Below are 24,710 nucleotides of genomic sequence, written 5' to 3'. Positions count from 1 at the left end.
AAAAATTTCCCCTCGCCTTTGAGGAGAGGGGGTTAGGGGGAGAGGTCACAAACCCAGTTTCTGAAGAACCCCTAAGTCTAAGACGCGACTCGTGCGGTACTTCGAGGACGACGACGACCCGTTACTTTTGCTGAAGTTTCTTGTTCTCCTTCGGGGGTTTGTACTAATAACACTAACAAGGGGTTACTGGGAATTTCTCGACGCAAAACACGCTGGATAGAGCGTTCAATTTGAGTCTTTAACCCTTCCCAATCAATTTCCTTCGTTTCCGTTCCAAATGTGCGGGCGAATTCTGTCCAACGTTCCGTTAAAACATTCTCAATGGTTTGGCTTAATTGTTGTTGTATAGACGCTGGGTCAACGCTATTCACAACCCCTTTCAAATGAATTTCAGGTCTTGCTAATAACTTACCATCGGTTCCAACCGCCGCCGCTACGGTGACAACTCCTTCTTCGGCTAATTGACGTCGTTCTTTCATGGTTTCATCTTTAACAACGCCAGAGCGAGAGGAGTCTACGGGTTCAATTCCGGCTTGAACTTTATCGGCAATCCGAATCGATTCTTTCGTTAATTCTACCACAAAACCGTTATCAATTAACACCATATTTTCGGGGGGAATTCCCATACTTTGAGCCGTCTTTTGGTGTTGAACTAACATCCGGTGTTCTCCATGAACGGGAACAAAGAATTTCGGACGAGTTAAGGCTAACATTAATTTCTGATCTTCTTGGCATCCATGACCAGAAACATGAATTCCTTTTTCCCGACCATAAATCACATTTGCCCCCTGCATCATCAATTTATCAATGGTATTGACAACAGCAATCGTATTACCGGGAATGGGGTTAGCCGAAAAGACAACGGTATCCCCTTTCTTAATCCCAATTTGACGGTGGGCACCTTCAGCAATTCGGGTTAATGCCGATAACGGTTCCCCTTGAGATCCAGTTGTTAAAATCAGCAATTTATCATCGGGAATGCCATTAATTGAATTTAAAGGAACAAACAACCGATCTTCACATTTGACATAGCCTAACGTCCGAGCGTGAGCAATCACGTTTAACATAGATCGACCCACCACCGACACTAATCGACCTTGCTTTTGGGCAATATTTAAAATGATATTTAGACGGTGAACAGAAGAGGCAAAGGTAGTGACTAAAATTCGACCCTGAGCTTGGGCAAAAATGCGCTCTAAATTGGGATAAACGGAACTTTCAGAAGGCGTAAATCCTGGTATTTCAGCGTTTGTAGAGTCACTTAATAAACAGTGAACGCCTTTTTCCCCATATTCAGCTAACCGTTGAAAATCAAAAAATTCTCCATCTACCGGAGTATGATCAATTTTAAAATCTCCCGTATGAATCACCACACCGACAGGGGTGGTAATCGCAACGGTAAAACTATCAGCAATGGAGTGAGTATTACGAATATATTCGACTAAGAAATATTTACCAATTCGCACCATTTCACGGGGACGAACGGATCTTAATTCTGTGCGTTCTGCAACTCCGGCTTCTTCTAATTTTCCTTGTAACAATGCCATCGCTAAACGAGGGCCATAAATCACCGGAACTTCAAATTGTTTGAGGTGAAAGGGAATACCACCAATATGATCTTCATGTCCGTGAGTGACAATCATGCCTTTAATTTTTTCCCGGTTTTCCCGTAGATACGTCACATCCGGTAAAACAATATTAACGCCGTGCATTCCATCGGTTGGAAACGCTAACCCGGCATCTAAAATCACAATTTCATCTTCATACTCAAATACACAGGTGTTTTTTCCAATTTCATGTAATCCCCCTAAAGGAATAATTCTCAGAGCCCCAGAGTTAAAGACAGGAGCGGAAGGTTCTGAAGTCATAGCAGAGGTTCTTTTTCTAATAATTGGGGTGTTACCAGTTCTCATCATGCTGATTTTTTCCTTTTTTTGTTAATGGTTTACCAATGAAATAAGGGCTGAATTTAAGAATTTCCAAAATTTACAGGATCATCCTGATTATTTTATAAATTCTGTCAATCCTGTTCAGTATTTAGTTGTCAGAAACCTAGAAAACTTTGCCAGGATTTAAGGACGTTTAGGATTGGGACAAAACATCGCTGATCATCGTTATTCATTCTATAAATCCTGCTCATTTTTTGTAGGGGAGGGTTATGACCCAATGGGAATTGAAAATAAGAGCGATCAAGAATAGAAAATCGGAAATCCAAAATTCTGTGCTGCTCCTGCGGTCGGATCAGGGGACTGTTTTTCTATTCCTTCGGGTTCCCTGTTCCCTGTACAGACGTGCCATGGCGCGTCTCTATGTATCAAACGTTTCTACAGATTGATCTGGTTTTTTCAGCCGTAGATCGTTAAACCCTCCTTATAGAACCCATCGCTACAAACTGATCGAAACTATCAGATAAGATTTAACTGACTCAGCACGTTCTTTAATGTGTTGGTGACTTCAACGCTTGGATCATACAAAGGTAAACGGGTTGATCCCACGTTCCAGCCTTGCAAGTTGAGTGCTATTTTCACGGGGATCGGGTTTGCTGTTAGAAACAAGGCTTTAAACAACCCAAATAACCGGATATGGATCTCGGTTGCCACTTGCACTTGGCCCGCTTCAAAAGCCTGTATCATCTCTTGGAGTTGCCTTCCCACCAAATGACTGGCAACACTGACCACCCCCGAACCGCCAATGGCTAACATCGGTAAGGTTAAAGAATCATCCCCAGAGTAGATCTTAAATTCAGAAGGTGTCAACCGTCGCACCTGGCTCACTTGTTCTAAATTGCCACTCGCTTCCTTAATCGCCACAATATTCGGAATCTCCGCTAAACGTGCCACTGTTTCTGGCAGGAGATTCTGTCCAGTGCGTCCCGGTATATTGTAAAGCATTATCGGCAAATCGGGGCTTGATTGAGCGATCGCTTGAAAATGCCGATACAAACCTTCTTGGGGAGGTTTATTGTAATAGGGGACAACCTGTAAACTGCCATCTAATCCTAGTTTAGACGCTTTTTGAGTGGCATTAATTGCCTCTTGGGTGCAGTTTGATCCCGTTCCCGCGATCACCTTTGCTTTTCCCAACACTGCCTTCTGCACGACTTGAAACAACTCGTGTTCTTCATCCCAAGTCAAGGTCGGAGACTCCCCCGTCGTTCCGCACACAACAACAGCATCCGTGCCTTGCTCTACTAGATGGGCGGCTAACTGTTCTGCCACTGCGTAATTCACACTACCGTCTTCATGAAGCGGCGTAACCATCGCCGTTATAACTCTTCCAAAACTTACCATTTGTCTTCTATCAGTTATCTTGTATCCTACATGAGTCATCTCTCAGGTTTCAGGTTTTAGGTTTTAGGGAAGAAGTGTCTGTCATGACCTTATCTCCTCCTCCTGCCTTGCTCAGGATTGCTCCCGGTTCACCCCCTACTCCCCCTGTACCCTTATCCTCTTCCTGACACCCGACTGATAACAGGCAAGATGCCTGTTCCAGACATCTGTTCTAAGACCGATGACCCAGGAGTTGTTTTTCCACTAATAATTCAGCAATTTGCACGGCGTTTAACGCTGCACCCTTGCGGATTTGGTCGCCACAAAGCCACAATTCTAAACCACAGGGATGAGACAAATCCTGACGAATGCGACCCACTAATACCGGATCACGTCCACTGGCATCAATGGGCATGGGGAAATAGTTTGCCTGTGGGTCTTCCAGCAGTTGCACTCCCGGCGCTGTGCTGAGGATATCCCGTGCTTTTTCCACACTAAAGGGGTGCTCAAATTCTAAGTTAACCGCTTCAGAATGGGCGCGTAATACGGGAACCCGCACACAAGTTGCCGAAATCCTTAGATCATTCACCCCAAAAATTTTCCGGGTTTCGTTGATCATTTTCATTTCCTCTTCACAATACCCTAACTCATTAATGGGGGTATTGTGGGGGAAGAGATTAAATGCTAACGGATAGGGAAAAATTTCCGTTTTCGGTGTTTCTCCGGCTAAAATAGCGGACGCTTGTTGCTTCACTTCCTCCATAGCTCTAGCTCCGGCCCCACTGGCAGATTGATAGGTGGAAATCACCATCCGACGAATCGGTTGTGCCTGATATAACGGCCAAATCGCTACCGTCATTAAAATCGTCGTGCAGTTGGGGTTAGCAATAATCCCTTTGTGGTTGTTAATCGCCTCTGGGTTAACTTCAGGGACGATTAACGGCACATCTGGGTTCATGCGGAAGGCACTGGAGTTATCAACCATCACCGCTCCGGCTGCCACTATCTTTGGAGCCCATACCTTAGAAGTTGACCCACCGGCGGAAGCTAACACAATATCAACATTGTGAAACGAGTTCTCCGATACAACTTCAACGGGTAAAGTTTCCCCTTTAAAAGGTAATGAGGTTCCTGCTGAACGAGGGGAAGCTAATAATTTTAACTCTGCTACTGGAAAATTCCGACTTTCCAGGAGTTCCATTAACTCAGTTCCCACAGCGCCCGTTGCCCCTAAAATGGCAACTCGATAAGAATTTGACAAAATTTTAACCTCCGTAATCAAAAACTCGCAATTTTAATAAATTGAAATTTTTATAGCCAACAAAATGTTTAGGGTATCGATTCCTGTATCGGGAGGCTTAAGCTCCCTTCTTCATTGTAGTTTAGCCGTTCTCATTCTCACCAAAACGGAACAGAATCTAACGAACGGGTACACAAGGGCGCATAATCAGTTACGATCACTCTTGATGTACACAACTGGATTTTTAGCAAGCTTAACTTGCTAACCCCAGATTTTAGTTCCCCCGCGAGTGAAATGTGTTGGGGGTATTTAATTCAGAATATCACGATTGTCAGCAACCCGCACTCTCTGTGACAAGGCTACGCGCGGAGCGAAAGTTACGCGAAGTAATGCCTCACTCCTAGCGTGATAGTTGACCAGCCTAAGTGCCTTGTGTACTAAGTTTTTTGAGTCATGACACCCTGTAGATGCGTAGCTAGTCTCCGGCTCTGTCGTTAGTGGTTAAACATCTTTATCGGGTTAAGGAAGTGCTGCTAACCTAACAAGCTCTTAAAACCTTGGCAAAGCTAACTTTACCCTAGAAATAGGTGTTAGGAGACAACCAGATCTCCACAGAGGGGCAACCATACCCCTCTACCCCGAAAGGGGAAATGTAAAGCCTAACTAGAAGTTAGGAGTTTCTACCCATTGTTCTGATGAAAGTAACCCAGGAAAAACTTCCCGCAAGTCAAATTGGATTGGACATTGAGATCACACCGGAAATGTCTAAAAACGCTTATGAACAAGTTGTTCAGCGTATGAGCCGTTCGGTGAATATTCCTGGGTTCCGCAAAGGCAAAGTGCCTCGCCATATTCTCATCCAGCGCTTAGGCCAGGAACGCATTAAGGCGGCTGCCTTGGATGATTTAATGAACCAGTATTTACCCAAAGCTGTTGAACAAGAGAACATTCAAGCGATTGGCAGCTTTGAACCTCGGGGCGAGATTGATAACCTGATTCAGCAATTTGAACCGGGAAAAACCCTGACGATTCAAGTGGCTGTGGATGTTGAACCCGAAGTCAAACTGGGTCAATACAAAGGCTTAAGCGTTCAAGCAGAAGAAGCTAAGTATGACCCCGAACAGGTGGAACAGGTATTAAAACGGGAACAGGAAAAAAGAGCAACGTTAATCCCGGTTGAAGGTAGACCTGCCCAAGAGGGAGATGTGGCGTTTGTCGATTTTCAAGGGTACTTTGCCCAAGAGTCTGAAGAAGCGGAACCCAAAGAAATCCCTGGTGCTAAAGGCGATAATTTTCAGGTGGAATTACAGGAAGGGCGGTTTATCCCGGGTTTTGTCGAGGGGATTTTTGGTATGAACCCTGGAGAAACCAAAACCTTAAACCTGAGATTTCCTGATGAATATGGGGATGAAGACGTTGCTGGAAAGGATGCGACCTTTACCATTACGTTGAATGAACTCAAAGAAAGAGAACTGCCCGAATTAGATGATGAGTTTGCTGAAGAAGTCAGCGAATTTTCGACTTTAGCGGAACTGCGAGAATCTTTAGAAAAACGATTTCAAGGGGAAAAAGATGAGCAAACCAAAGCCAATAAACGCAAAGCGTTAGTCGATGCGTTGGTGGAAACCCTGGAAGTTGATTTACCCGAAACCCTGATTCGTCAAGAAGTTGACCGACTGATTACTCAACAGGTGATGCAGTTGAGCAATATGGGGTTGGATGTGAAACGGTTATTCACTGGTGAAATGGTGCCTCGTTTACGAGAACAAGCTCGTCCAGAAGCAATTGATGCGTTGAAGCGTTCCTTAGCTTTAAAAGCTATTGCTGAACAGGAATCTTTAACCGTTACGGATGAAGAAATTCAAGCCGAAGAAGCTAAGGTTCTCAAAGAACTAGAAGGTCAAGATGTTGACCCCAAACGGTTACGCGCCTTTGTCACTGAAGATTTACTTCAGAACAAAACCTACACTTTGCTGGAAGAACACGCCACCATTGAGTTAGTTCCTGAAGGAACGTTAACACCTTTAGAAGACGAAGACGAACTCGAAGACGAAGAGGAAGAAGAGGACGAAGAACTCGACACTAACGAGGAAGAATAGTATTGAACAGGGGGAGTAGGGGCTGGGTTTCCCAGCCCTCTACTGACACCTGACACCCTACTTAACAGGCAAGATGCCTGTTCCACACACCTGACATCTCAAGTTAAGGCATAATAGATCAAAACGAGTATTCTTTTGATCCCCGAAAACAATTAAGGTTTAGAAAAAAGCAATGATATTTTCTGAGTCTTCCCAATACCGAATTCATAACTATTCCCATCACGGGGTCATAAGCGATACCCATTTGCAAACCCTCTCTCCGAGTAATATTGTCCCGATTGTGATTGAACAGTCTGGGATGGGGGAACGGGCTTTTGACCTTTATTCCCGTCTGTTGAGAGAACGGATTATTTTTCTGGGAACACCTATTGATGATGATGTGGCGAATGCCCTCACGGCCCAGATGTTGTTCTTGGAAGCCGAAGACCCAGAAAAAGATATCCAAATTTACATTAACTCTCCGGGGGGTTCTGTCACCGCAGGGATGGCGATTTTTGATACCATGCAGCAAATCCGCCCGGATATTGTCACCATCTGTTATGGACTCGCGGCAAGTATGGGGGCTTTTCTGTTAGCAGCAGGAACCCCTGGTAAACGGATGTCTCTGCCCAGTTCTCGAATTATGATTCACCAACCTTTAGGGGGAGCACAAGGGCAAGCGGTAGACATTGAAATTCAAGCCAAAGAAATTCTGTATCATAAGCGTATTCTCAATGAGTTACTGGCTGAACATACAGGTCAACCCATTGAACGCATTCAGGAAGATACCGAACGGGACTTCTATATGTCTGCTGAAGATGCGAAAGAATATGGTCTAATAGATAAGGTGATCTCCAGCACCCAAAGTCTTCCGATTCCCGGAGAGTCTGTTCCCGCAACCTAAGATGAGGCAACTATGTCTAAGTACGACTCCCATCTAAAATGTTCTTTCTGTGGCAAATCCCAGGAGCAAGTTCGCAAGTTAATTGCAGGGCCAGGTGTCTATATCTGCGATGAATGTGTGGAGCTATGTAATGAAATTTTAGATGAGGAGTTATTTGACAGTAGTTCGGCAGCAGCACCCTCTCCTTCGGCTCGCCCCCAATCGGCTCCACCTCCCCAAAGACGGCAACGGACGGGACGAGTGGCCTTAAATCAAATTCCTAAACCGAGAGAAATTAAATCCTATCTGGACTCACACGTTATTGGTCAAGATGAGGCAAAAAAAGTTCTCTCGGTTGCTGTTTATAACCACTATAAACGTTTGGGATTTGTGCAAACGAAGGCCGCCGGACGACCCACAGAAGATAATGTGGAGTTACAAAAATCCAATATTCTCTTAATTGGCCCCACCGGATGTGGGAAAACCCTATTGGCGGAAACCTTGGCCAAAATGCTTGATGTACCGTTTGCGGTTGCTGATGCGACAACGTTAACGGAAGCGGGCTATGTGGGGGAAGATGTAGAAAATATTCTGTTGCGGTTGTTACAGGTTGCTGATTTTGATGTGGAAGAAGCGCAACGGGGAATTGTTTATATTGATGAAATTGATAAAATCGCCCGGAAGAGTGAAAATCCCTCGATAACACGGGATGTATCCGGGGAAGGGGTACAACAAGCCCTGTTAAAAATGTTAGAGGGAACCATTGCCAATGTCCCCCCCCCAAGGTGGACGCAAACATCCTTATCAAGATTGTATTCAAATTGATACCAGTAATATCCTGTTTATCTGTGGTGGCGCCTTTGTGGGGTTAGATAAACTGGTGGATCAGAGAACGGGTAAAAAGTCAATGGGGTTTGTCCAGCCCGGAGAAGGGCAAGGGAAAGACAAACGCACTGTTGATGCCCTCAAACGCATGGAACCGGATGATTTAGTCAAATTTGGGTTAATTCCTGAATTGATCGGTCGGATACCGATGGTAGCTGTCTTAGAACCCTTAGATGAAGATGCGTTGGTGGCTATTTTAACGGAACCTCGCAGTGCATTAGTCAAACAATATCAAAAATTACTGCGGATGGATAATGTGCAGTTAGAATTTGATGAAGATGCCTTAAGAGCGATCGCTCAGGAAGCCTATCGTCGCAAAACAGGCGCGAGAGCGTTACGGGGAATTGTTGAAGAATTAATGTTAGATGTGATGTATGAAATTCCCTCGCGTAAAGATTTAAAACGCTGTCGAGTTACACGGGAAATGGTAGAAAAACGATCAACCGCGGAGTTATTATTACATCCTTCTTCTTTACCTAAACCTGAATCAGCTTAATCATTTATCAGTTATCATTTATCAGTTATCAGTTATCAGTTATCAGTTATCAGTTAAGAGTTTTTAAGAAATAGTTTATCATGCCATTAAACCGATTAAATTCATTGCATCTCAGGAACAGAAAACCTCAATTCAAACTCAAAAAAATTATCCCGGTTTTTATTGGTCTATTGGCATTGTTTAGTGTTTTAGGGATAGGACAATTTCAGGTTTTAGGACAACAACAAAATAATATTACGATTGATTTTGCAGCCCCAAGAACCGGAATTAGTTCCGCCAGTGGCTTTTTATATGGTAAAAATGCCACCCAACCGCCGGATAATATGATTAAGCCCTTACAACCTAAATTGTGGCGGACATCACAACTCGATTTGTATCCGCGAGTCATTGCCTTGGGGGCTCAATTTCAATTAATTTTAAGTGATACCTGGGGCTATGGCGCACCGAGAGGATGGCCCTATGATAATTATGCTAAATGGGAAGAACACGTTCGACAAATTGCCCGACAACATAAAGATAAAGTTATATTATGGGATGTTTGGAACGAACCTGACTTAAGAGATCCTTTTTGGAAAGGCACAAGAGAACAATTTTTTGAAACCTATAAACGAGCTTACCAAGTATTACGTCAAGAATTAGGCCCCAATGTGATGATTGGTGGCCCTAGTATCGCTAAATATGATCAAAATTTCCTCACAGCTTTTTTAAATTATTGCAAAGCTAATAATTTAGAAGTTAACTTTTTATCTTGGCATGAACTTAATGATCAAGATATTACCTCGATTGCGGCTCGAATCAATAACGCTCGTCGAAGTTTACAACAAAATCCCCAATATCAAAGTTTAAAAATCCAAAAAATTTATGTCAATGAAATTATTGGCCCTACAGCCCAATATCGACCTGCGGAAATTTTAGGATATCTTTACTATACGGAATTGGGACGGGCTGATGGAGCAGCAAAAGCTTGCTGGGAGCCAGTCAACAATACCAGTGGAACAAACAATTGTTTTAATAATAGTTTAGATGGTTTGGTAACACCCGATCAGTCCTTACCCAGAGCCGCTTGGTGGGTGTATAAAGCCTATGCAGATGGTTTTAACTCACGGGTTCTGAGTCAGGCAGATAACCCTAAAATTGTTGCCTTAGCCAGTCGTTCTAATAGTGAAAGAAAAGCTCAGATTGTGTTTGGTTATTTTGAACAGGCCTTTTCTGCACCGACGGCTGGAGTTACCTTAATTCTGAAAAATTTGCAACAATTGAATTTAGCAAACTCCAGTGGCAATTTAACGCTGAGAGTACAACGAATTCCTGACTCTGGGGAACAAGTCATTAAAGAATTAGTCACACTCCGACAGGATAATGTTGCAGTCAGTAATCAAGTGGTAAGACTAACAATTCCTAATCTTCAGCTTCACGAAGCCTACTTACTCACGATTAGCTAACTCAGATTATGGATTTCGGCGTAGTCGAGGGGTCTAGCCTGAGAACTTTTTAGCAAGCTATCAGTCATTAATTGAAGAACCGATTACAATCAGATATAACTTTTTTTCAGGTACTATTATGTTCCTCCGTCATCCGATTTCACTTACTCTAGGCACAATCTTGGGGTTGTCAATCACTACTCTGTTCGCCGGTTCAACTCCTGGGATGGCTGAAGCGTTAGCGCAAGGCCAAGGAAATCAACCCCCCATGAATCAGCGTTCAGGCCAACTTATGAATGCGCTGAATCCTACCCCTGAACAACAGCAGCAACTCCAAGGGATTCGCCAGGAATATCAGGGAAAAATGCAGCAACAGCAACAACAAATGCGTCAGATTCAAAAAGAATTAAACGAGTTGATGTCAGGAAATGCGTCAGAAAGTCAAATCCGTCAAAAGCATGATCAGCTCATGGTTTTGAAACAACAAATGGGACAACTTCAGTTTGATATGATGTTGAAAATGCGAGAAGTTTTAACCCCAGAACAACGCAGTCAACTTGCAGATTTGATGCAAGAACGTCGTCAAAATTCCCGTCGCGATCGCTAAAATTTGGAAAAAGGGGCTAAATTTCTAAGGGATAAAATCAGAAATCCAATCACTGATAGGGATGGAATGAAGATGGCGACTTACATCTATTTACATGGGTTTGCATCTAGCCCTTTTTCCACAAAAGCTCAATATTTGCGCGATCGCTTTGCATCTGTTGATATTCATTTAAACATTCCTGATTTGAATCAAGGGGATTTTTCCCATTTAACTTTAACTCGACAACTCCAACAGATTGAATCAGAATTTTTTCCATCTGCTTCTCCCTGTGTGGTGATCGGATCAAGTTTTGGGGGATTAACAGCAGCTTGGTTAGCGGAAAAAAATTTATCGGTTGAACAATTAATTTTACTCGCTCCTGCTTTTAATTTTTTATCAGAATGGGTTCTGAAATTAGGAACAGAAAAATTAAACCACTGGAAAAACCAAGGGGATTTATCCATTTATCATTATGCAGAAAAACGAAATTTACCCTTGCATTATCAATTTATTGAGGATTTATCTCAATATTCGGATCAACAGTTACAGCGCGAAATTCCAACCTTAATAATACATGGAATTGACGATGAGGTAATCCCCATTCAAGCCAGCCGAAATTATGCAGCCCAACGTCCTTGGGTAAAATTAGTGGAAATGGAGAGTGATCATAGTTTAGAAAATGTATTAGAGGAAATTTGGCATGAAATTCAGAGATTTTTAAAAGAATGATTGAAATTTATTTTTAAGTTTTCGGATGGTTTTTTGAAAAGGATTTTGACTCGGTTGAGATTGAGGTAAAGTATCAGGTTTGGGTTCGTGTAAATAGCGATAATGTTCCCAAATATCCCAATAAGGACATCCCGGTTCAATCCGAATTCCAGCCCAATGAAGATATTGCAGAGGTTGGTTAACTTTGGTATCAATTAATCGATAGCCATCCTGTTGAAAATGTTTGCTTCCTGCCCAATTTCCGGGGCCTTTATTTTCTCCTAAGACTAAATTAAATCGCCGTTTAACCCGCTTCAAAATCATATAATTAATGATAGGTTGGTCTGACGTTTTTTGAGAAAAATCAAAATATTCTGGGTGGGCTGCACATTCGGCAAAGGTTTCATATAAATCCTGTTCTGAAATTAGGTTTTTCTTAGAAGCCCACCAGCCTCCATTAAACATATCTTTTAATTCTTCTGGGCTAAATACATTGTAAATTTCGGGGGTAAAAACGTTAGTTAATCCGCCAGCGTGTTGATAATCACAACAGAGAAAATCATAGTTTGAAAAATAATTAAGATTGTCAATTATTTTTTCAAAAACAACAATATCGGTATCAATATATAAGAATTCATCAAACGGCCCAAACCAGCAAGCTTGCTTGCGAAATTGATTCGGACGAGCAAAGAATTTTTCTCCGAAAATTTGTTGAAGTTTGATAGATAGTCGTTCAATAAAGTCTAAATCTTCATAGACTTGTACACCATAATCTTGTTGTAAACGTTCAGCAACTTGATGATAATTGTTATCATAGGGAATCAAAACAACGGGGGTTTCGTTATCGTAAGCGCGGATACTATTCAGTAAGGCGATCGCTTGATCTGTAAATTTATCGTTAGCCGTAATATAAATCCCACGAGTCATAAAAATGCCCTCAATTTCGTAAAAAGGAATTAGAAAAAGATGAATCTAATTGATAGTAGGAGTAAGGAGGAGGAGAATTCTTAATTGCTTTTCCTTAACGACTTAAGTTTAATTTTCGCAAAATGCGCTTAACAAGACTCGGTTTGGAACTTGCATTATAGGGAACGCCTGGAGTGGTAAAGACGGGACGTTTTTCAGGTTCATGTAAATAGCGATAATGTAAAAACACATCTCGGTAGGGAAATTCAACGTTTTTACCTTTACAGACCGCTTCCATCACACTTGGCATAATTCCAATGTAATGAAAGTACGTTAAGGGATTGCCTTTATCATAAAGAATATGATCTTTTTCTTTAAAATGACTAGAGGTAACGCTGTTCCCCGTTCTAATGCTGTTCGGTAAGTAATAGGCAAAGTTATAAATGGGGATTCCTGAACGCATGAACATATAATTCAAAACAGGTTGATCTCCTTTGGGATACAGAATTTCTAATTCTCCTCCCTCTTGCAAATTGGATAGTAACCATTTACATTTTTCTTGATCAAATAATCCTCTTTTCGTTGCATAAAACCCAGAACAAAAAATTTGAGAATCAATTAACTCTTGCGGAAAAACCTGGGTTAATTTAGAAGATTTAAGATTATAAATTCTCTCTGGTTCAAAATGCTGAAAATCATAAACAACACAATCATATTCATCTAATTTATTAAAAATAAAATCAAGCGGACTCATTAATAAAGTATCAGCATCCATGTAAACAAACCGTTCAAAAGGGCCATTAAAGCCACAAAAGCGACGATGAGCTCCATAAAGCCTATATTTTTTATTGGTACTGGCGGGACTGGCTCCAGCCATAAATTGATCCCAGTGATTAGTAATTTCTTGATTATTATATAAACTGACATTCGGACGTCGTGCAATTTCCGCGCTTAATCGTTCTAACCGATCATCAAAGGGAAACACACAAACGGGGATTTCTGAGCCTGAATTTGCATCAATACTGTTGAGTAGTGCTACGATTTGATCGTAAACTACATCATTCCCAAGGGTACAAATTCCCTGCATACTAATTCCTCCCTTTTCTTTTTATAAATTGTTGAGATGATGTTAGCCGAGCATTAAATATAGAATAAATTAGAGGTTAAACGCTTCTGTAAACTCGGATAACCAATTCAATAAATTCAGTTTGTGTAAAACAATCTGTCGAGCTTCTGCGATCGCCGAGTTTGCTTCTAACCAAGCGTCAGGACTACTAATAACATCTCGAATATAGTATAATCCCTTTTCATCTAAATTGGATAATCTTAAGAAACTCCCTGGAGGCAGTAACCGATCGGCTGCTGGCCCTCCATAATAAATTGGGAGACACCAAGCCAGTAAAGAATCCCACAGTTTTTCCGTCACATACCAATCATTATCAGCATAATTTTCAATTGCCAAGTTGTAATAATAAGGGGCCATTCCGTACCATTTATTTTTTAATTCTCCAGATGCTTTCACCCAAGCAGGTAATCCCCGACCATAAAAATCAATTTCCCGATTTTGAGCTTGTAAGGCTTTCAAAAAATCTAATCGTTTCCGATGATTAGCGGTGCGATTAATTCCCGATGTAATCCAGCTACAAGCTTTGACTTTTTCAGGTGGATTCATTTCATTTAACTCGCGAAACGAGTTGGAATGATACCAAATGGCAGGCATATAATCGGGAGTGGGAGCTAAATCATCGGGGCCAGAAATGTAACCGCAATACTGTTTTGCTTTTTCATAATTACTTTGATTAATTTCTACAATTTCTTCTAAGGGGGGTTCTCTCAATAAATAAATCATCCGCTCTTTAGGAACGCCTCTAAACTTTTCTCGAATATCAGGTTGAGGTGGTTGAGGTTTCAGGGTTTGTTTTAAGCGTTCTTTCCACGATAATTTTTTAACGGGTTTCCAAAAATCAAATTGATAAAGTAACAAAAAATCCGGTTGAGGATGATTGGCTTGAATCCTAATATTCCCCCACTTGCCAAAACTATAAGGTGTTTGTTGCCACAGCCAATCACTTTGGTTTAAGCCGGGATAGCTGGTAATCATGCCAACAATTTTTTCAGTCATAGTTTATTCTAATTGAATGATTTATAGACTAACAAGAGGGATACGCATCGGTTCTGAAATGTGAGCTAAAATTTTAGCAATCCGGTTTTCCCAAGACAACTGATGAGAAAATTCCAGATTTTCTGCATATACCTTTGAACAGATAAAAATTTAGCTTGAGCATAACATAAATTCCTTCAGTATAAGTTTAATTTAATTTGAAACTTTGCTATTTAAGCGAATTTTTACACTTTGTTCAATAAATTCTAGGCTATCTAGAATAAACGTTGCTGAACGGTAGGATTCATTCAGAAGTTCCTGCCGTTCTTCTGGATCATCAACTAACTCATCAGCGAGTAATTGTAGGAAACCGATCATGGGGTTCAGCCGGCTGCGTACCTCATAGGAACTGCGAATAATGGCGCGATCGCGACTGGCTTCATCGGCAAATTGCAGGGTATACAATTGAGCATATTTTCCGCCTTTTGCGAGGAGTTGATCATGGGTTCCGATCTCCGCCAAACATCCTTGCTCTAAAACGGCAATTTGATCGGCTTTTTGAATGGTGGATAAACGGTGAGCAATGACAACCGTTGTCCGATCATGACTGAGTTTATCGATCGCTTCTTGAACTAAACGTTCAGAAACGGTATCTAAGGCGCTGGTGGCTTCATCTAAAATTAGGATATCGGGATTTTGTAAGATGGCTCTGGCGATGGAAATTCGTTGACGTTGGCCACCGGAAAGTAAAACCCCGCGATCGCCAATGGGGGTCAGAAACCCTTGGGGTAACTTAGTAATAAATTCCTCTGCATTGGCTTGTTGAGCCGCAAAAATAATTTCTTCATCGGTGACATCAGGTTTAGCATAGGCGATATTATCTCGAACGGAGGCATTAAATAGGAAGGTATCTTGACTGACAATTCCCATTGATTTTCTTAGACTTTGTAAGTCAAAATCTCGTAAATCTTGACCATCAATTACTATAGAGCCTCCAGTTGGATCATAAAATCGGGGAAGAAGATCTGCCAAGGTGGATTTTCCCGCACCAGAACCCCCAACTAAAGCTAAAGTTGTACCACGCGGAATATACAGGTCAATATTCTGAAGCGCGATTTTGTCATGACCGGGATAGGTAAAAGAAATATTATTAAAATGAATCCCTTCTTGAAGTCCTGTAAAGGAAATGGAACCGAATTTCATAATCGGTTTATTATCCCGTCTTAAAAACTCGCCAATAATGTTAATTGCTGCCACCCGTTGAGCTAAGTTACTCCGAGCATTATTGAGTTGAGAAATCAGAGGTAAGGTACGAAATAGGATAAACAAATAGGTGAGTAAAATTGTGGATAAGGCTGTAATTTGATCTTGGGATAAAAAGAATTTCCCAATCACAATTAGCACTAACAAAACCAGCATATTCACCACTTCATTGATGGGGGCAATCGCTGCTGAAGCCATTTGTGCTTTATAATCGGCTTTTTCTCGTTCCCGAATTAACTTTTTAAGCTGTTTATATTCTGGGTTTTCATTAGCAGTGGCTTTCACTAAGCGAATTCCATTCAGAACTTCCATCTGCTTAATTGAATAATTTCGCGATACTTTTGATAGCAAATTTCCTGATTGTTTGGAGTTATGAATAATATTTTGATTTAAAATAGTGACAATAAATAGCAATAAACCTGTTGCTAAGGTGAGTTGCCAAGAAATCGAGAGAAGAATGAGTACAAAAACAAAAATCGTGATCGATGTGGTAAACATCCCGATATAAATCCCAATCGCACTGGAAGCTCGGGCAATTTCTCCCCCTAATTGGTTAATTAAATCTCCGACTTTTGTTTTTGCATAGAAATCTAAATCCACATCTAACAGTAACTTTAATCCCGCTTCGCGCATATCACAAGTTAAGGCACGACCGAGGGAACTAGAAACTAAGCTACTCCAATAGGTGGTTAAATTTTTTAAAATTAACGCCACTAAAATTGCCCCGGCCATTAATCCCAAGCGATAAGGTTCTGGAACATCACCAAAAGGAGCCAGGATCTTTTGAATTAAAGGTGGAGCACCTTTCATTTCCATTTGTTGACCGAGGAGATTTAAGACAACAGGAACAATTAAGGTGGTACTAACGCCACTAAAAATAGCTCCAGAAAATCCTAATAAGATTGTCAAGATAATCCTAGTCGGATATTGTCGTGCATATTGAACTAAATAGTTTTTATTAAGCATACTAAAGTTTGATAATTAATCCCATCCTCGCTAGGAAATTGATTGCACTGTGACACACCTAGCTTCAAACTCAAATTCTAACGCAGTTTATCAATAACCTCCTGTAAAATAACCGCCATTGCATCGATACTGTAGTTCTCAATACATCGCTGCCGAGCTTCCCAACCTTTTGCTTGGGCTTCTTCAAAATGATCAAAAATCCTCGCAAGGGTTTGAGCAATTTGTTCAGGTGAACCTGACTTGACTAAATATCCAGTTTCCCCCAAAATTTCAGGAATATCTCCAACTTGGGTTGCTAGAATCGGTTTTGCCATGGCCATTCCATCGGTTAGCTTTAATGGAAATTGAGCTTGCGCTGCGGGAACATCTCGTTGAGGAACCACAACAACATGGGCAGCGGCAACCACTTCAGGCATCATTATAGCTGGAGTTTTTGGTAACTTTATGATCCATTGTCCCCATCGTTGCATTAATTGTTCGTCATACTCATCATAAGGGCTTCCTCCCACAATCACCAATTTAATATCTTTTTGATTGAGTTGTTCCAAGGCAATCAGAACATCTTCTAATCCTTTATAGGGTCTAGGCGCTCCCGGAAACATTAAAATTCGGTAGTCCTTCAATCCATACTGGAGGCGACTGGCTTCTGGATCATAACGCTGGGGATCAAATAAGGTGGTGTCTTTTCCATTGGGTAAATAAATGCCGCCAAAGCGTTGCTTTAAAAATTCGGTATGAAGGGTGATACAATCGGCTTGAGAAACCAACCGTTCAATCCATTTTAAATAAAGGGGATAATCGGGTTGTCTTAAAGAGCCATCAGGTTTAAGCAGATCTCTTCCCAGTTGTTTGAGGGAAGGTTTATATTGGTATTGTTCTCCCCCATGCCAGCTTAATTCCCAATCATCAATATCTAAAATCACAGGACGATGGGTTTGCCATCTTTTGAATAAAGATAAACCAAAGCTGGTGGGTTTGAGTTTATAAGCATAGATGATGTCCCCGGTAATCTGCTGCAACAGTTGTTGAGCAGATTTAAAAAATTGAGGATAATAAGTTTCTTTGATGAGAGAAACAATTGGAATATCCTCGCTCAGGGTTAACGTTTCATCTGTTGCTTGAGTGAAGCCGACAATTTCGATTTCACAGTTGATTTTTTTCAGGGCTTGAGCTAGTAAAAAGGGGCGAACGGCTCCTCCCCACCTTCCGGCTCCACTACTGGATAAATCACCAACCACGATTGAAACTTTCATAGTAAAACGGGCTATCCTTGGTTAACTTTTTATGAAACAAGGTAATAAATTAGGTTTTTTTTCCAAATCTTTATCCCTCGAAACCTTACTAATTGCAGCAATTGTCATTAGCATTTTTATTAGAGTTCTCAACTTAGGAACCCGTGAGTTTTGGTACGACGAAGTATTATCCCTCCTCTTATCGACCGGACAGAAAACTGCTTATGTTACTCCCAAGGATGTCCCTGTTGTTTTAGCTAATTATACTCTACTCCTGAATTTACCACCGGAGTCTAGTTTTAGTGATATTTTAAGAACTCTAGTCAGTCTGCTCAAAGGAATTGTTGCAGAACCTCATCCCTTTTTATTTTATCTCAGTCAGCATTTTTGGTTACGGTTATTTGGCAATAGCGAAATTGCCCAACGCAGTCTAAACACATTACTGAGTCTATTCAGTATTGGTTGTGGTTATGGTTTAGGACGAACTTTGTTCGGATATCGAGGCGGTTTACTATTTGCAGCTTTATTAACGACTAATCCTTTCTTTTTATTCCACTCCCTGAATGTCCGAATGTATGCTCCGTTAGTGTTATGGACAATTTTAAGTGCTTGGGCTTTAATTCAGTTAATAGGTGTTGATAAGATTAATCCTCAAAGCTTTCCAATTAATACTAAAGCTTCCCTGCAATGGAAAGGACAACTGTTTTGGACTGGGGTATTAATCGCTTCTGTTGTGGCGGGATGTTTAACGTTTTATTTATTTGCTTATTGGGTCATAACTTTAGCCGCTTTAGTCTTATACTTAGATCGACGTCACTGGTGGCAACACGCTTTACGTTTAGGAACTGGAGTATTAATTACAGTTCCTTGGGTGTTATGGGGAACTCGTCAACAATTACGGAATGCTGACTTAGGACGGTTTAGCACTCCTCCAGGTTTTTTTGCCACAATGGTACAGCATTTACAAGATGTTGCTTATCTTTTAGGGGTGCAATTAGGGGTAGGAGATTGGATTACCAGTATTCCGGTTTGGGTTGCAGTAAGTACGGGTATTTTCTGGATTATTGTTTTTACAATTGGCAGTATTTGCCTGTGGAAACTGGGAGAACATCGACGGTTAGGGACGGTATTAATTTTAGGAATCTTCCCTCTGTTCTTAGCTTTACTAGCGGATATTGTTGGTAAAAAATTTACAATTGGGTTTGGTTGGGGAAGAAGTTTGATGATTATTCTTCCGGGTTGCTTATTATTGATTACGTTATTAATTCAAGGCATCAAAAAAGAACCGTTATATCGTCTGACAGCAACGGGTTTAATTCTGGTTTATTTAACGATTAGTATTGGCGACTATAGTTTAAGACCTCGGCAAATGTTTCATCAAATTTCTCATATCATTGCCAGTGAACCTACTACCCCTACCTTAATTGTCATGAATTCTAAAGCCTGGGGTCATGTTAACCGTTTAGCCTATTATATTTCTCCTGAATATCCGGTGTCTTTACTCGCTCAAAAGTCTTCTAAACTTGCTCCCGCTTTGCAACAATCGTTAACCTCTCCACCCTCACCCTATGGTAGAATTATCTGGTTAGAAGTGGCTGAACCCGTTTGGTCTAAACCCACAACAGACGCAGAACGAAAACAAATTGAAGGAATTTTGAAGCAACGATATCAACTTCAAAACAGCCAAGTTGTTTCAGGGACAATGGATTTAGACAAATTTACTCTGAATTTGTATAAAGCTCAATAAAACTTGAGCCTTGAGAATTATGAAAGTTTGGAAATGACGCCTTGATAAAGTGGTGTATTTCCCGCTTTACCTAATTCGGTAAAGTTAATTAAAAATTGATTATTGTCAACCTTAAAGGTTAAATTTTGGGCATTTTCTTTAGGAACTGGACAGGGGCGATGGGCATAACAGATATAGAGGAAATTAGGATAACCTTGTTTAACTAACTGATGAGCTAAAAGTCTTAAACTTTCTGTATCTTTAACCAAAAGTATAGTTTTTTCTGGGTTACTAAATAGTAGACCTTGGCTTACATATTGATGGGAAACAGCAACGATTTGATGAGGAGTATCATGTATCGCATTCATCAAAGCTGTTCCATTTTTGTTGCCTTCCTGTATATAAATTGATCCAGAGTAAAAGTTTTTATGAATAGAAACTGCTAGTAAAATTACATAAAACGCAAGACTAGCATAGTTTAAGTAAGTCCTTCTATTGGCTCTTAAAAGATCCTTAAATGAGATAATAGTTAACCAAGAAATAATAGGAATTAAAGGCAGAATAAATCTAGGCCCCCATTGTTTGCCACCCGTGCGAGATTCTAACGATATTCCTTCAGAAGATGGAAGAATCATTGAAATTAAAATAATAAATGAAATGCTGATGATAAATAAGATTTTATGCTTTTTATCTATTTTAAATTTTTCGTGAAACAAAATAGATAATGGGTAAGCAATGACGATCAAAAATGTAATTGGAAATTTATCAAATAAATATTCATTTAATTTGTTAAAATTAGCAATTGCTTTTCTAATTCTACTTTTTAAAGAAGGATCTTCTAAGACTTGAACCGCGTGAACACCTAATGGATGATGATATATTAGGAAATTAATAGTAAAAAATAGCAATACCGTCAACGCCATTGTTCCTAAAAAAATCAATTTATGTTGGGGAACTAAATTCCAACTTTTGCACTGAGGTAAAGTATAAATAAATACGGTTAGAAAGAGTAGGAAAACTAAGAGAATCAATTCTTCTCGGAACCAAACTGATAATCCGATTAGAATCCCACTTCCAATTGCTTGAGTTTTAGAAAAATTGTTTGAATTGCTTTTTAGAAGAATTGCTACACCACCAAAACTTAGAGCAACTCCTAGTGTATGTTCCCAATAAGTGGCGCTATAAATCGAAACAGGAGAACCGAAAATTAGCGTCATTAATCCTAAAACTGTTAGTAATTTCGAGATGTTGAAGCGTTCACAGAGCCAATAGAATGTAAGCCAAATACACCAAGTTGAAACTAAAGGAATAACGTATAGTCCATAGTATCCAAATAAAGAATAAAAGGGAGCACTAATTAAAGGGAAGGTAAAAGGAAATGTGATATAGTATTGATTAGAGATTAGATAAATAAAAGGTGCTTCAAAAGGATATAGCCCCTTTTTCCAAAGTTCTTCAACCCAAGGTAAAGTAGGTAATGTTAGATCAAACCTTAGAGTTCCTGTGGCCCATTGTCTAGCTAATAAAGCTTTTAGACCCCCATCTCCACTAAAAAATATATTTTCTGGATTCTGAAAAACCAAAAATAATGTCCATAAAATTCCGAGTAAAATAATTGATAGAGGAATTAGGTTGGTTTTGGTTTTGATTAGATTTAATGCTTTTGTTTTCATGGGTATTAATGCAGTTAATTCCGTTAAATTTACGCTTTCCTAAATCTTGAATAAGCTTTTAAGCATCTAAATTGGTTATTAGAAAATCGGTAATACCTTGTATGGAAAGCGTTATCACTTGCTACATAATAAGGTTTAAATGCTTAACAGCTTATGAGATTTATGCTAAAATAATCAGCTTTTTATTAAAACTAATTATTTCACTTCCGTTACTCGCCAACTCAATTTTAAATTGAGCCAGAAATTCCAAAAAGTGACAATAGCGATCGCAATTACTTTCGCTAAATAGGCATTCATCCCAAACATATTAAACAGAATATTCACCAATAACACATTTAAAATTAACCCCGATAAACAAATTAAGTTAAACTTTACAAAGCGTTTAACCCGTTTTCCCATGCCTTTCTGATGGCTAGAAATATCTCCAAATGTCCAAATATCATTCCACAGGAAATTATTCAAAATTGCCACTTCTGCGGATAAAATTGCACTGCGGGTTAAGGCTAAACCGAGAACAGTATAAAGGAGATAAAACACTCCCATATCGACAAAAACCCCACTAAACCCTACAATTCCAAAGCGCAAAAACCGCATTACAGGCCATCGGGCAAACCGTAATTTCACTAAATGTTGTAAATATTCAATATATTGTTTCCAAGTCACTTTGCTTTCCCCTTCTAAGCGTTCTTGGAAAACATAACCGACCTCTCCTACCCAACGAATTTGACCTCGACCTAACACTTCAATCAGGATTTTATAACCAATAGGATCAAGGGTTTTCCCGGCAATTGCATCCCGTCTGACCATAAAATATCCACTCATCGGATCAGAAACTCGACCAATGACACCGGGTAATATAATTAATCCTAAAACCTGTGCTCCTCTCGATAAAAATCGCCGAACAATACTCCAATCACTAACGCCTCCCCCTTCAACATGGCGGCTAGCAACGGCTAAATCTGCACCCTTTTCTATTTCTCCTAAAAGTTGTAATAAACTTTCGGGAGGATGTTGTAAATCGGCATCAATAACCCCTAAAATTTCCCCTCTGGCGGCTTGCCAACCTCGGATAACGGCTGTTGATAATCCCCGTTCTTCTTGACGTCGCATTACCCGCAGTTGAGGAAATTCTGGCATTAACTCTGCTGCCACTTTCCACGTTAAATCCGGGCTATCATCATCAACAATAATTAACTCATATTGATTCGGAATTGTTGATTCTAATAACTGAGTTAATTGTTGAACAATAGCCCGAACATTTTCGCTTTCTTTATAAGTAGGAATCACCAAGGATAATCGAATCGCAAATTCACCTAATTCCGTCGGAATAGTGGCTTGTGTCGGAATTTGTAACGGCTCTGTTGGAACAGGAAGAAGGGTATTCATTTCAGGCAAATTCATCGGGTCTTACCTCATTAATGTCTGATTTAATCGAATCGATAATTAATTCGTTTTAAGAAGAAAACTAAATGATCATTAAGCTCATCCCATAATTCTCCTGACAAACTGTTCCCCGCACCCTATTTTTCCCTTAACTAAAAATCACATATCATTAAATTTGAGCCGACCTGTTTGCACATAATCAAAAACTCGATTAATCTGGTTGCGTTCAGGCTCAGTAATATCTTTATCGGATAAAATAGCAGAGGTTAACCTCAAATAGTCAGAATGACTAAGTTGACCAGAATTGATAATTCGATCCGTCATTTGAGTAATTGAGATTTTAGAGCGAGTTTGAATTGTCCAGAGCATCTCAATTGTTACCTCTCTTAATTTAAGCCTTAACTCATTTTGCGAGGAGATTTGCTAAACTACTGACGCACACCCCACAGAAAATTAACTCTTCTAAACCCTGATCAAATCATCCCAGGAGATTGCTTTTTATGCAAATTGAACGAATTCCAGCCCTCTCTGATAATTATATATTTTTACTGCATGATCCCCATCGGAATATTGCCGCCGTTGTTGACCCAGCAGAAGCCTATCCTGTTTTACAACATTTGGAGACATTAGGAGCCGAATTAGTTGCAATTTTTAACACCCACCATCACAGTGATCACGTTGGCGGAAATACCCAACTGATCCAACACTATCCCAATCTTACAGTTTATGGGGGTGTAGAAGATCGAGGTAGAATTCCAGGCCAAAAGGTCTTTTTAAAACAAGGGGATCAGGTTCAATTTGGCGATCAAGTTGGGCATATCTTGTTTGTTCCGGGTCATACAAAAGCCCACATTGCCTATTATTTTCCGCCACAAAATGCCAATGAATTTGGGGAGTTATTTTGTGGGGATACTTTATTTGCTGGGGGATGTGGTCGTTTATTTGAAGGAACTCCTCAACAAATGGTGACTTCCCTAACTCAATTCCGTAATTTACCCGATATGACCAGAGTATGGTGTGCCCACGAATACACCCTCAATAATTTAAAATTTGCTTTAACGGTAGATGCTGACAACTTAGAATTACACAATCGTTTCCAAGATGTCAAGTTAGCTCGCAGTCAAAATCAACCGACCATTCCCTCAAATATGGGTTTAGAAAAACGCACTAACCCGTTTTTACGTTGGGATATTCCGAGTTTGCAAACCGCAGTCAAGAGTCATGATCCGATCCAAACCTTTGCTCGTTTGCGAGGAATGAAAGATCAATTTTAAAGAATATATTTTGTAGGGTGGGATAGGTCGAGTTAAGTGATCGGTTAATGCAAAAACGGATCATGGACTTGCGATCGCACCCTAATTTCGTTAATATAGAGTGTTTGGGTTAAAAAAAATATAGGAACTGATCATGGCGAAGCGTGTTCAAGTGGTTCTGACCAAAGATGTCAGTAAACTCGGAAAAAATGGGGATCTCGTAGAAGTGGCCCCTGGTTATGCTCGTAACTATTTACTACCTCAGAGTATTGCAGTTCGGGCGACCCCCGGCATTCTGAGACAGGTAGAACGTCGTCGGGAAGAAGAACGTCAACGGCAACTGGAACTTAAACAACAAGCGGAAGCTCAGAAAAAAGCCCTGGAAGCGGTGGGTGTATTCAAAATTGCCAAACAAGTTGGGGAAGAAAATGCAATTTTTGGAACCGTTACTGACCGTGAATTAGCAGAATTAATTCAACAAACTATCGGTCAAGAAGTTGATCGTCGGGAAATTACACTCCCGACTATCAGCAAATTAGGAACCTACAAAGCTCATATTAAGTTACATTCTGAAGTAACGGCTGATGTAGACGTTGAAGTTGTTTCTCTGTAAATTTTTATTGGAATCAATTTAACCGATT

Annotated in this window: 19 protein-coding genes and 1 pseudogene; 9 read left to right on the top strand and 11 right to left on the bottom strand. The window is 40.3% G+C overall.

Annotation, left to right across the window (positions count from 1 at the left end):
- Nucleotides 1-77: 77 nt before the first annotated feature.
- From NMK36_RS24705 to NMK36_RS24695, 3 genes are all read right to left on the bottom strand, one after another.
- Nucleotides 78-1,868 carry a ribonuclease J gene (locus tag NMK36_RS24705; protein WP_072718695.1) on the bottom strand — a complete coding sequence of 597 codons (1,791 nt, stop codon included), beginning with the start codon at nt 1,866-1,868 and terminating at the stop codon, nt 78-80.
- 537 nt (nt 1,869-2,405) lie between these two features.
- Nucleotides 2,406-3,290, bottom strand: coding sequence for a 4-hydroxy-tetrahydrodipicolinate synthase (gene dapA, locus NMK36_RS24700; RefSeq protein ID WP_072718033.1), 885 nt, complete (start codon nt 3,288-3,290; stop codon nt 2,406-2,408).
- A gap of 211 nt (nt 3,291-3,501) precedes the next feature.
- Nucleotides 3,502-4,530 carry an aspartate-semialdehyde dehydrogenase gene (locus tag NMK36_RS24695; RefSeq protein WP_072718034.1) on the bottom strand — a complete coding sequence of 343 codons (1,029 nt, stop codon included), beginning with the start codon at nt 4,528-4,530 and terminating at the stop codon, nt 3,502-3,504.
- Between the two features lie 674 nt (nt 4,531-5,204).
- On the opposite strand from NMK36_RS24695, the gene tig reads away from it, so the two are divergent.
- The 6 genes and pseudogenes from tig to NMK36_RS24665 all read left to right on the top strand — a co-directional run bounded on the left by tig (nt 5,205) and on the right by NMK36_RS24665 (nt 11,587).
- Nucleotides 5,205-6,608 (top strand): trigger factor, encoded by a 1,404-nt coding sequence (tig, locus tag NMK36_RS24690; RefSeq protein ID WP_190515346.1) that lies wholly within the window; start codon nt 5,205-5,207, stop codon nt 6,606-6,608.
- A 172-nt stretch (nt 6,609-6,780) separates the two neighbouring features.
- Nucleotides 6,781-7,491, top strand: a complete 711-nt coding sequence (gene clpP, locus NMK36_RS24685; protein ID WP_302184681.1) for an ATP-dependent Clp endopeptidase proteolytic subunit ClpP — start codon at nt 6,781-6,783, stop codon at nt 7,489-7,491.
- A gap of 12 nt (nt 7,492-7,503) precedes the next feature.
- Nucleotides 7,504-8,851 (top strand): annotated as a pseudogene (gene clpX / locus NMK36_RS24680) (ATP-dependent protease ATP-binding subunit ClpX).
- 80 nt (nt 8,852-8,931) lie between these two features.
- A complete protein-coding gene (locus tag NMK36_RS24675; protein ID WP_254174873.1) occupies nt 8,932-10,293 on the top strand; it encodes a GH39 family glycosyl hydrolase in 1,362 nt (453 codons plus the stop codon).
- Nucleotides 10,294-10,498: 205 nt separating this feature from the next.
- Complete coding sequence (locus tag NMK36_RS24670) at nt 10,499-10,879, top strand: Spy/CpxP family protein refolding chaperone (RefSeq protein ID WP_254174872.1); 381 nt, start codon at nt 10,499-10,501, stop codon at nt 10,877-10,879.
- A gap of 72 nt (nt 10,880-10,951) precedes the next feature.
- A complete protein-coding gene (locus NMK36_RS24665; RefSeq protein WP_367997200.1) occupies nt 10,952-11,587 on the top strand; it encodes a YqiA/YcfP family alpha/beta fold hydrolase in 636 nt (211 codons plus the stop codon).
- On the opposite strand, the gene NMK36_RS24660 is transcribed toward NMK36_RS24665, so the two are convergent.
- The 5 genes from NMK36_RS24660 to NMK36_RS24640 form a co-directional block, all read right to left on the bottom strand.
- The gene (locus tag NMK36_RS24660; RefSeq protein WP_254174870.1) at nt 11,576-12,493 is read right to left on the bottom strand and encodes an Npun_R2821/Npun_R2822 family protein; all 918 of its coding nucleotides are present in this window, start codon (nt 12,491-12,493) and stop codon (nt 11,576-11,578) included. The genes NMK36_RS24665 and NMK36_RS24660 overlap by 12 nt on opposite strands.
- 94 nt (nt 12,494-12,587) lie before the next feature.
- The gene (locus NMK36_RS24655) at nt 12,588-13,559 is read right to left on the bottom strand and encodes an alpha-1,3-mannosyltransferase family protein (protein ID WP_254174869.1); all 972 of its coding nucleotides are present in this window, start codon (nt 13,557-13,559) and stop codon (nt 12,588-12,590) included.
- 69 nt (nt 13,560-13,628) lie between these two features.
- The gene (locus NMK36_RS24650) at nt 13,629-14,594 is read right to left on the bottom strand and encodes a glycosyltransferase family 10 domain-containing protein (RefSeq protein ID WP_254174868.1); all 966 of its coding nucleotides are present in this window, start codon (nt 14,592-14,594) and stop codon (nt 13,629-13,631) included.
- A 192-nt stretch (nt 14,595-14,786) separates the two neighbouring features.
- Entirely contained in the window at nt 14,787-16,802 is a 2,016-nt protein-coding gene (locus NMK36_RS24645; RefSeq protein ID WP_254174867.1) for an ABC transporter ATP-binding protein, read from the bottom strand.
- Nucleotides 16,803-16,879: 77 nt separating this feature from the next.
- Complete coding sequence (locus tag NMK36_RS24640; protein ID WP_254174866.1) at nt 16,880-18,055, bottom strand: glycosyltransferase family 4 protein; 1,176 nt, start codon at nt 18,053-18,055, stop codon at nt 16,880-16,882.
- A 31-nt stretch (nt 18,056-18,086) separates the two neighbouring features.
- On the opposite strand from NMK36_RS24640, the gene NMK36_RS24635 reads away from it, so the two are divergent.
- On the top strand, nt 18,087-19,781 hold the full coding sequence (locus tag NMK36_RS24635) for a glycosyltransferase family 39 protein (protein WP_254174865.1): 1,695 nt from the start codon (nt 18,087-18,089) through the stop codon (nt 19,779-19,781).
- Between the two features lie 17 nt (nt 19,782-19,798).
- On the opposite strand, the gene NMK36_RS24630 is transcribed toward NMK36_RS24635, so the two are convergent.
- The 3 genes from NMK36_RS24630 to NMK36_RS24620 form a co-directional block, all read right to left on the bottom strand.
- The gene (locus NMK36_RS24630; RefSeq protein WP_254174864.1) at nt 19,799-21,433 is read right to left on the bottom strand and encodes an LA_3751/LA_3752 family putative glycosyltransferase; all 1,635 of its coding nucleotides are present in this window, start codon (nt 21,431-21,433) and stop codon (nt 19,799-19,801) included.
- 195 nt (nt 21,434-21,628) lie between these two features.
- Complete coding sequence (locus NMK36_RS24625) at nt 21,629-22,834, bottom strand: glycosyltransferase (RefSeq protein WP_254174863.1); 1,206 nt, start codon at nt 22,832-22,834, stop codon at nt 21,629-21,631.
- Between the two features lie 141 nt (nt 22,835-22,975).
- Nucleotides 22,976-23,185 carry a hypothetical protein gene (locus NMK36_RS24620; RefSeq protein ID WP_072718048.1) on the bottom strand — a complete coding sequence of 70 codons (210 nt, stop codon included), beginning with the start codon at nt 23,183-23,185 and terminating at the stop codon, nt 22,976-22,978.
- 131 nt (nt 23,186-23,316) lie between these two features.
- Between NMK36_RS24620 and gloB the strand changes: the two genes are divergently transcribed.
- Both gloB and rplI read left to right on the top strand, forming a co-directional pair.
- Nucleotides 23,317-24,090, top strand: a complete 774-nt coding sequence (gene gloB, locus NMK36_RS24615) for a hydroxyacylglutathione hydrolase (protein ID WP_072718049.1) — start codon at nt 23,317-23,319, stop codon at nt 24,088-24,090.
- Nucleotides 24,091-24,223: 133 nt separating this feature from the next.
- Nucleotides 24,224-24,682, top strand: a complete 459-nt coding sequence (gene rplI / locus NMK36_RS24610) for a 50S ribosomal protein L9 (RefSeq protein WP_072718050.1) — start codon at nt 24,224-24,226, stop codon at nt 24,680-24,682.
- Nucleotides 24,683-24,710: the final 28 nt, after the last annotated feature.

It is taken from the genome of Planktothrix pseudagardhii (assembly GCF_904830925.1).
In the GTDB taxonomy this organism is placed as follows: Bacteria; Cyanobacteriota; Cyanobacteriia; order Cyanobacteriales; family Microcoleaceae; genus Planktothrix; species Planktothrix tepida.
Note: the sequence above shows the minus strand (reverse complement) of the source record. Positions and strands in the feature narration are given on the sequence as shown.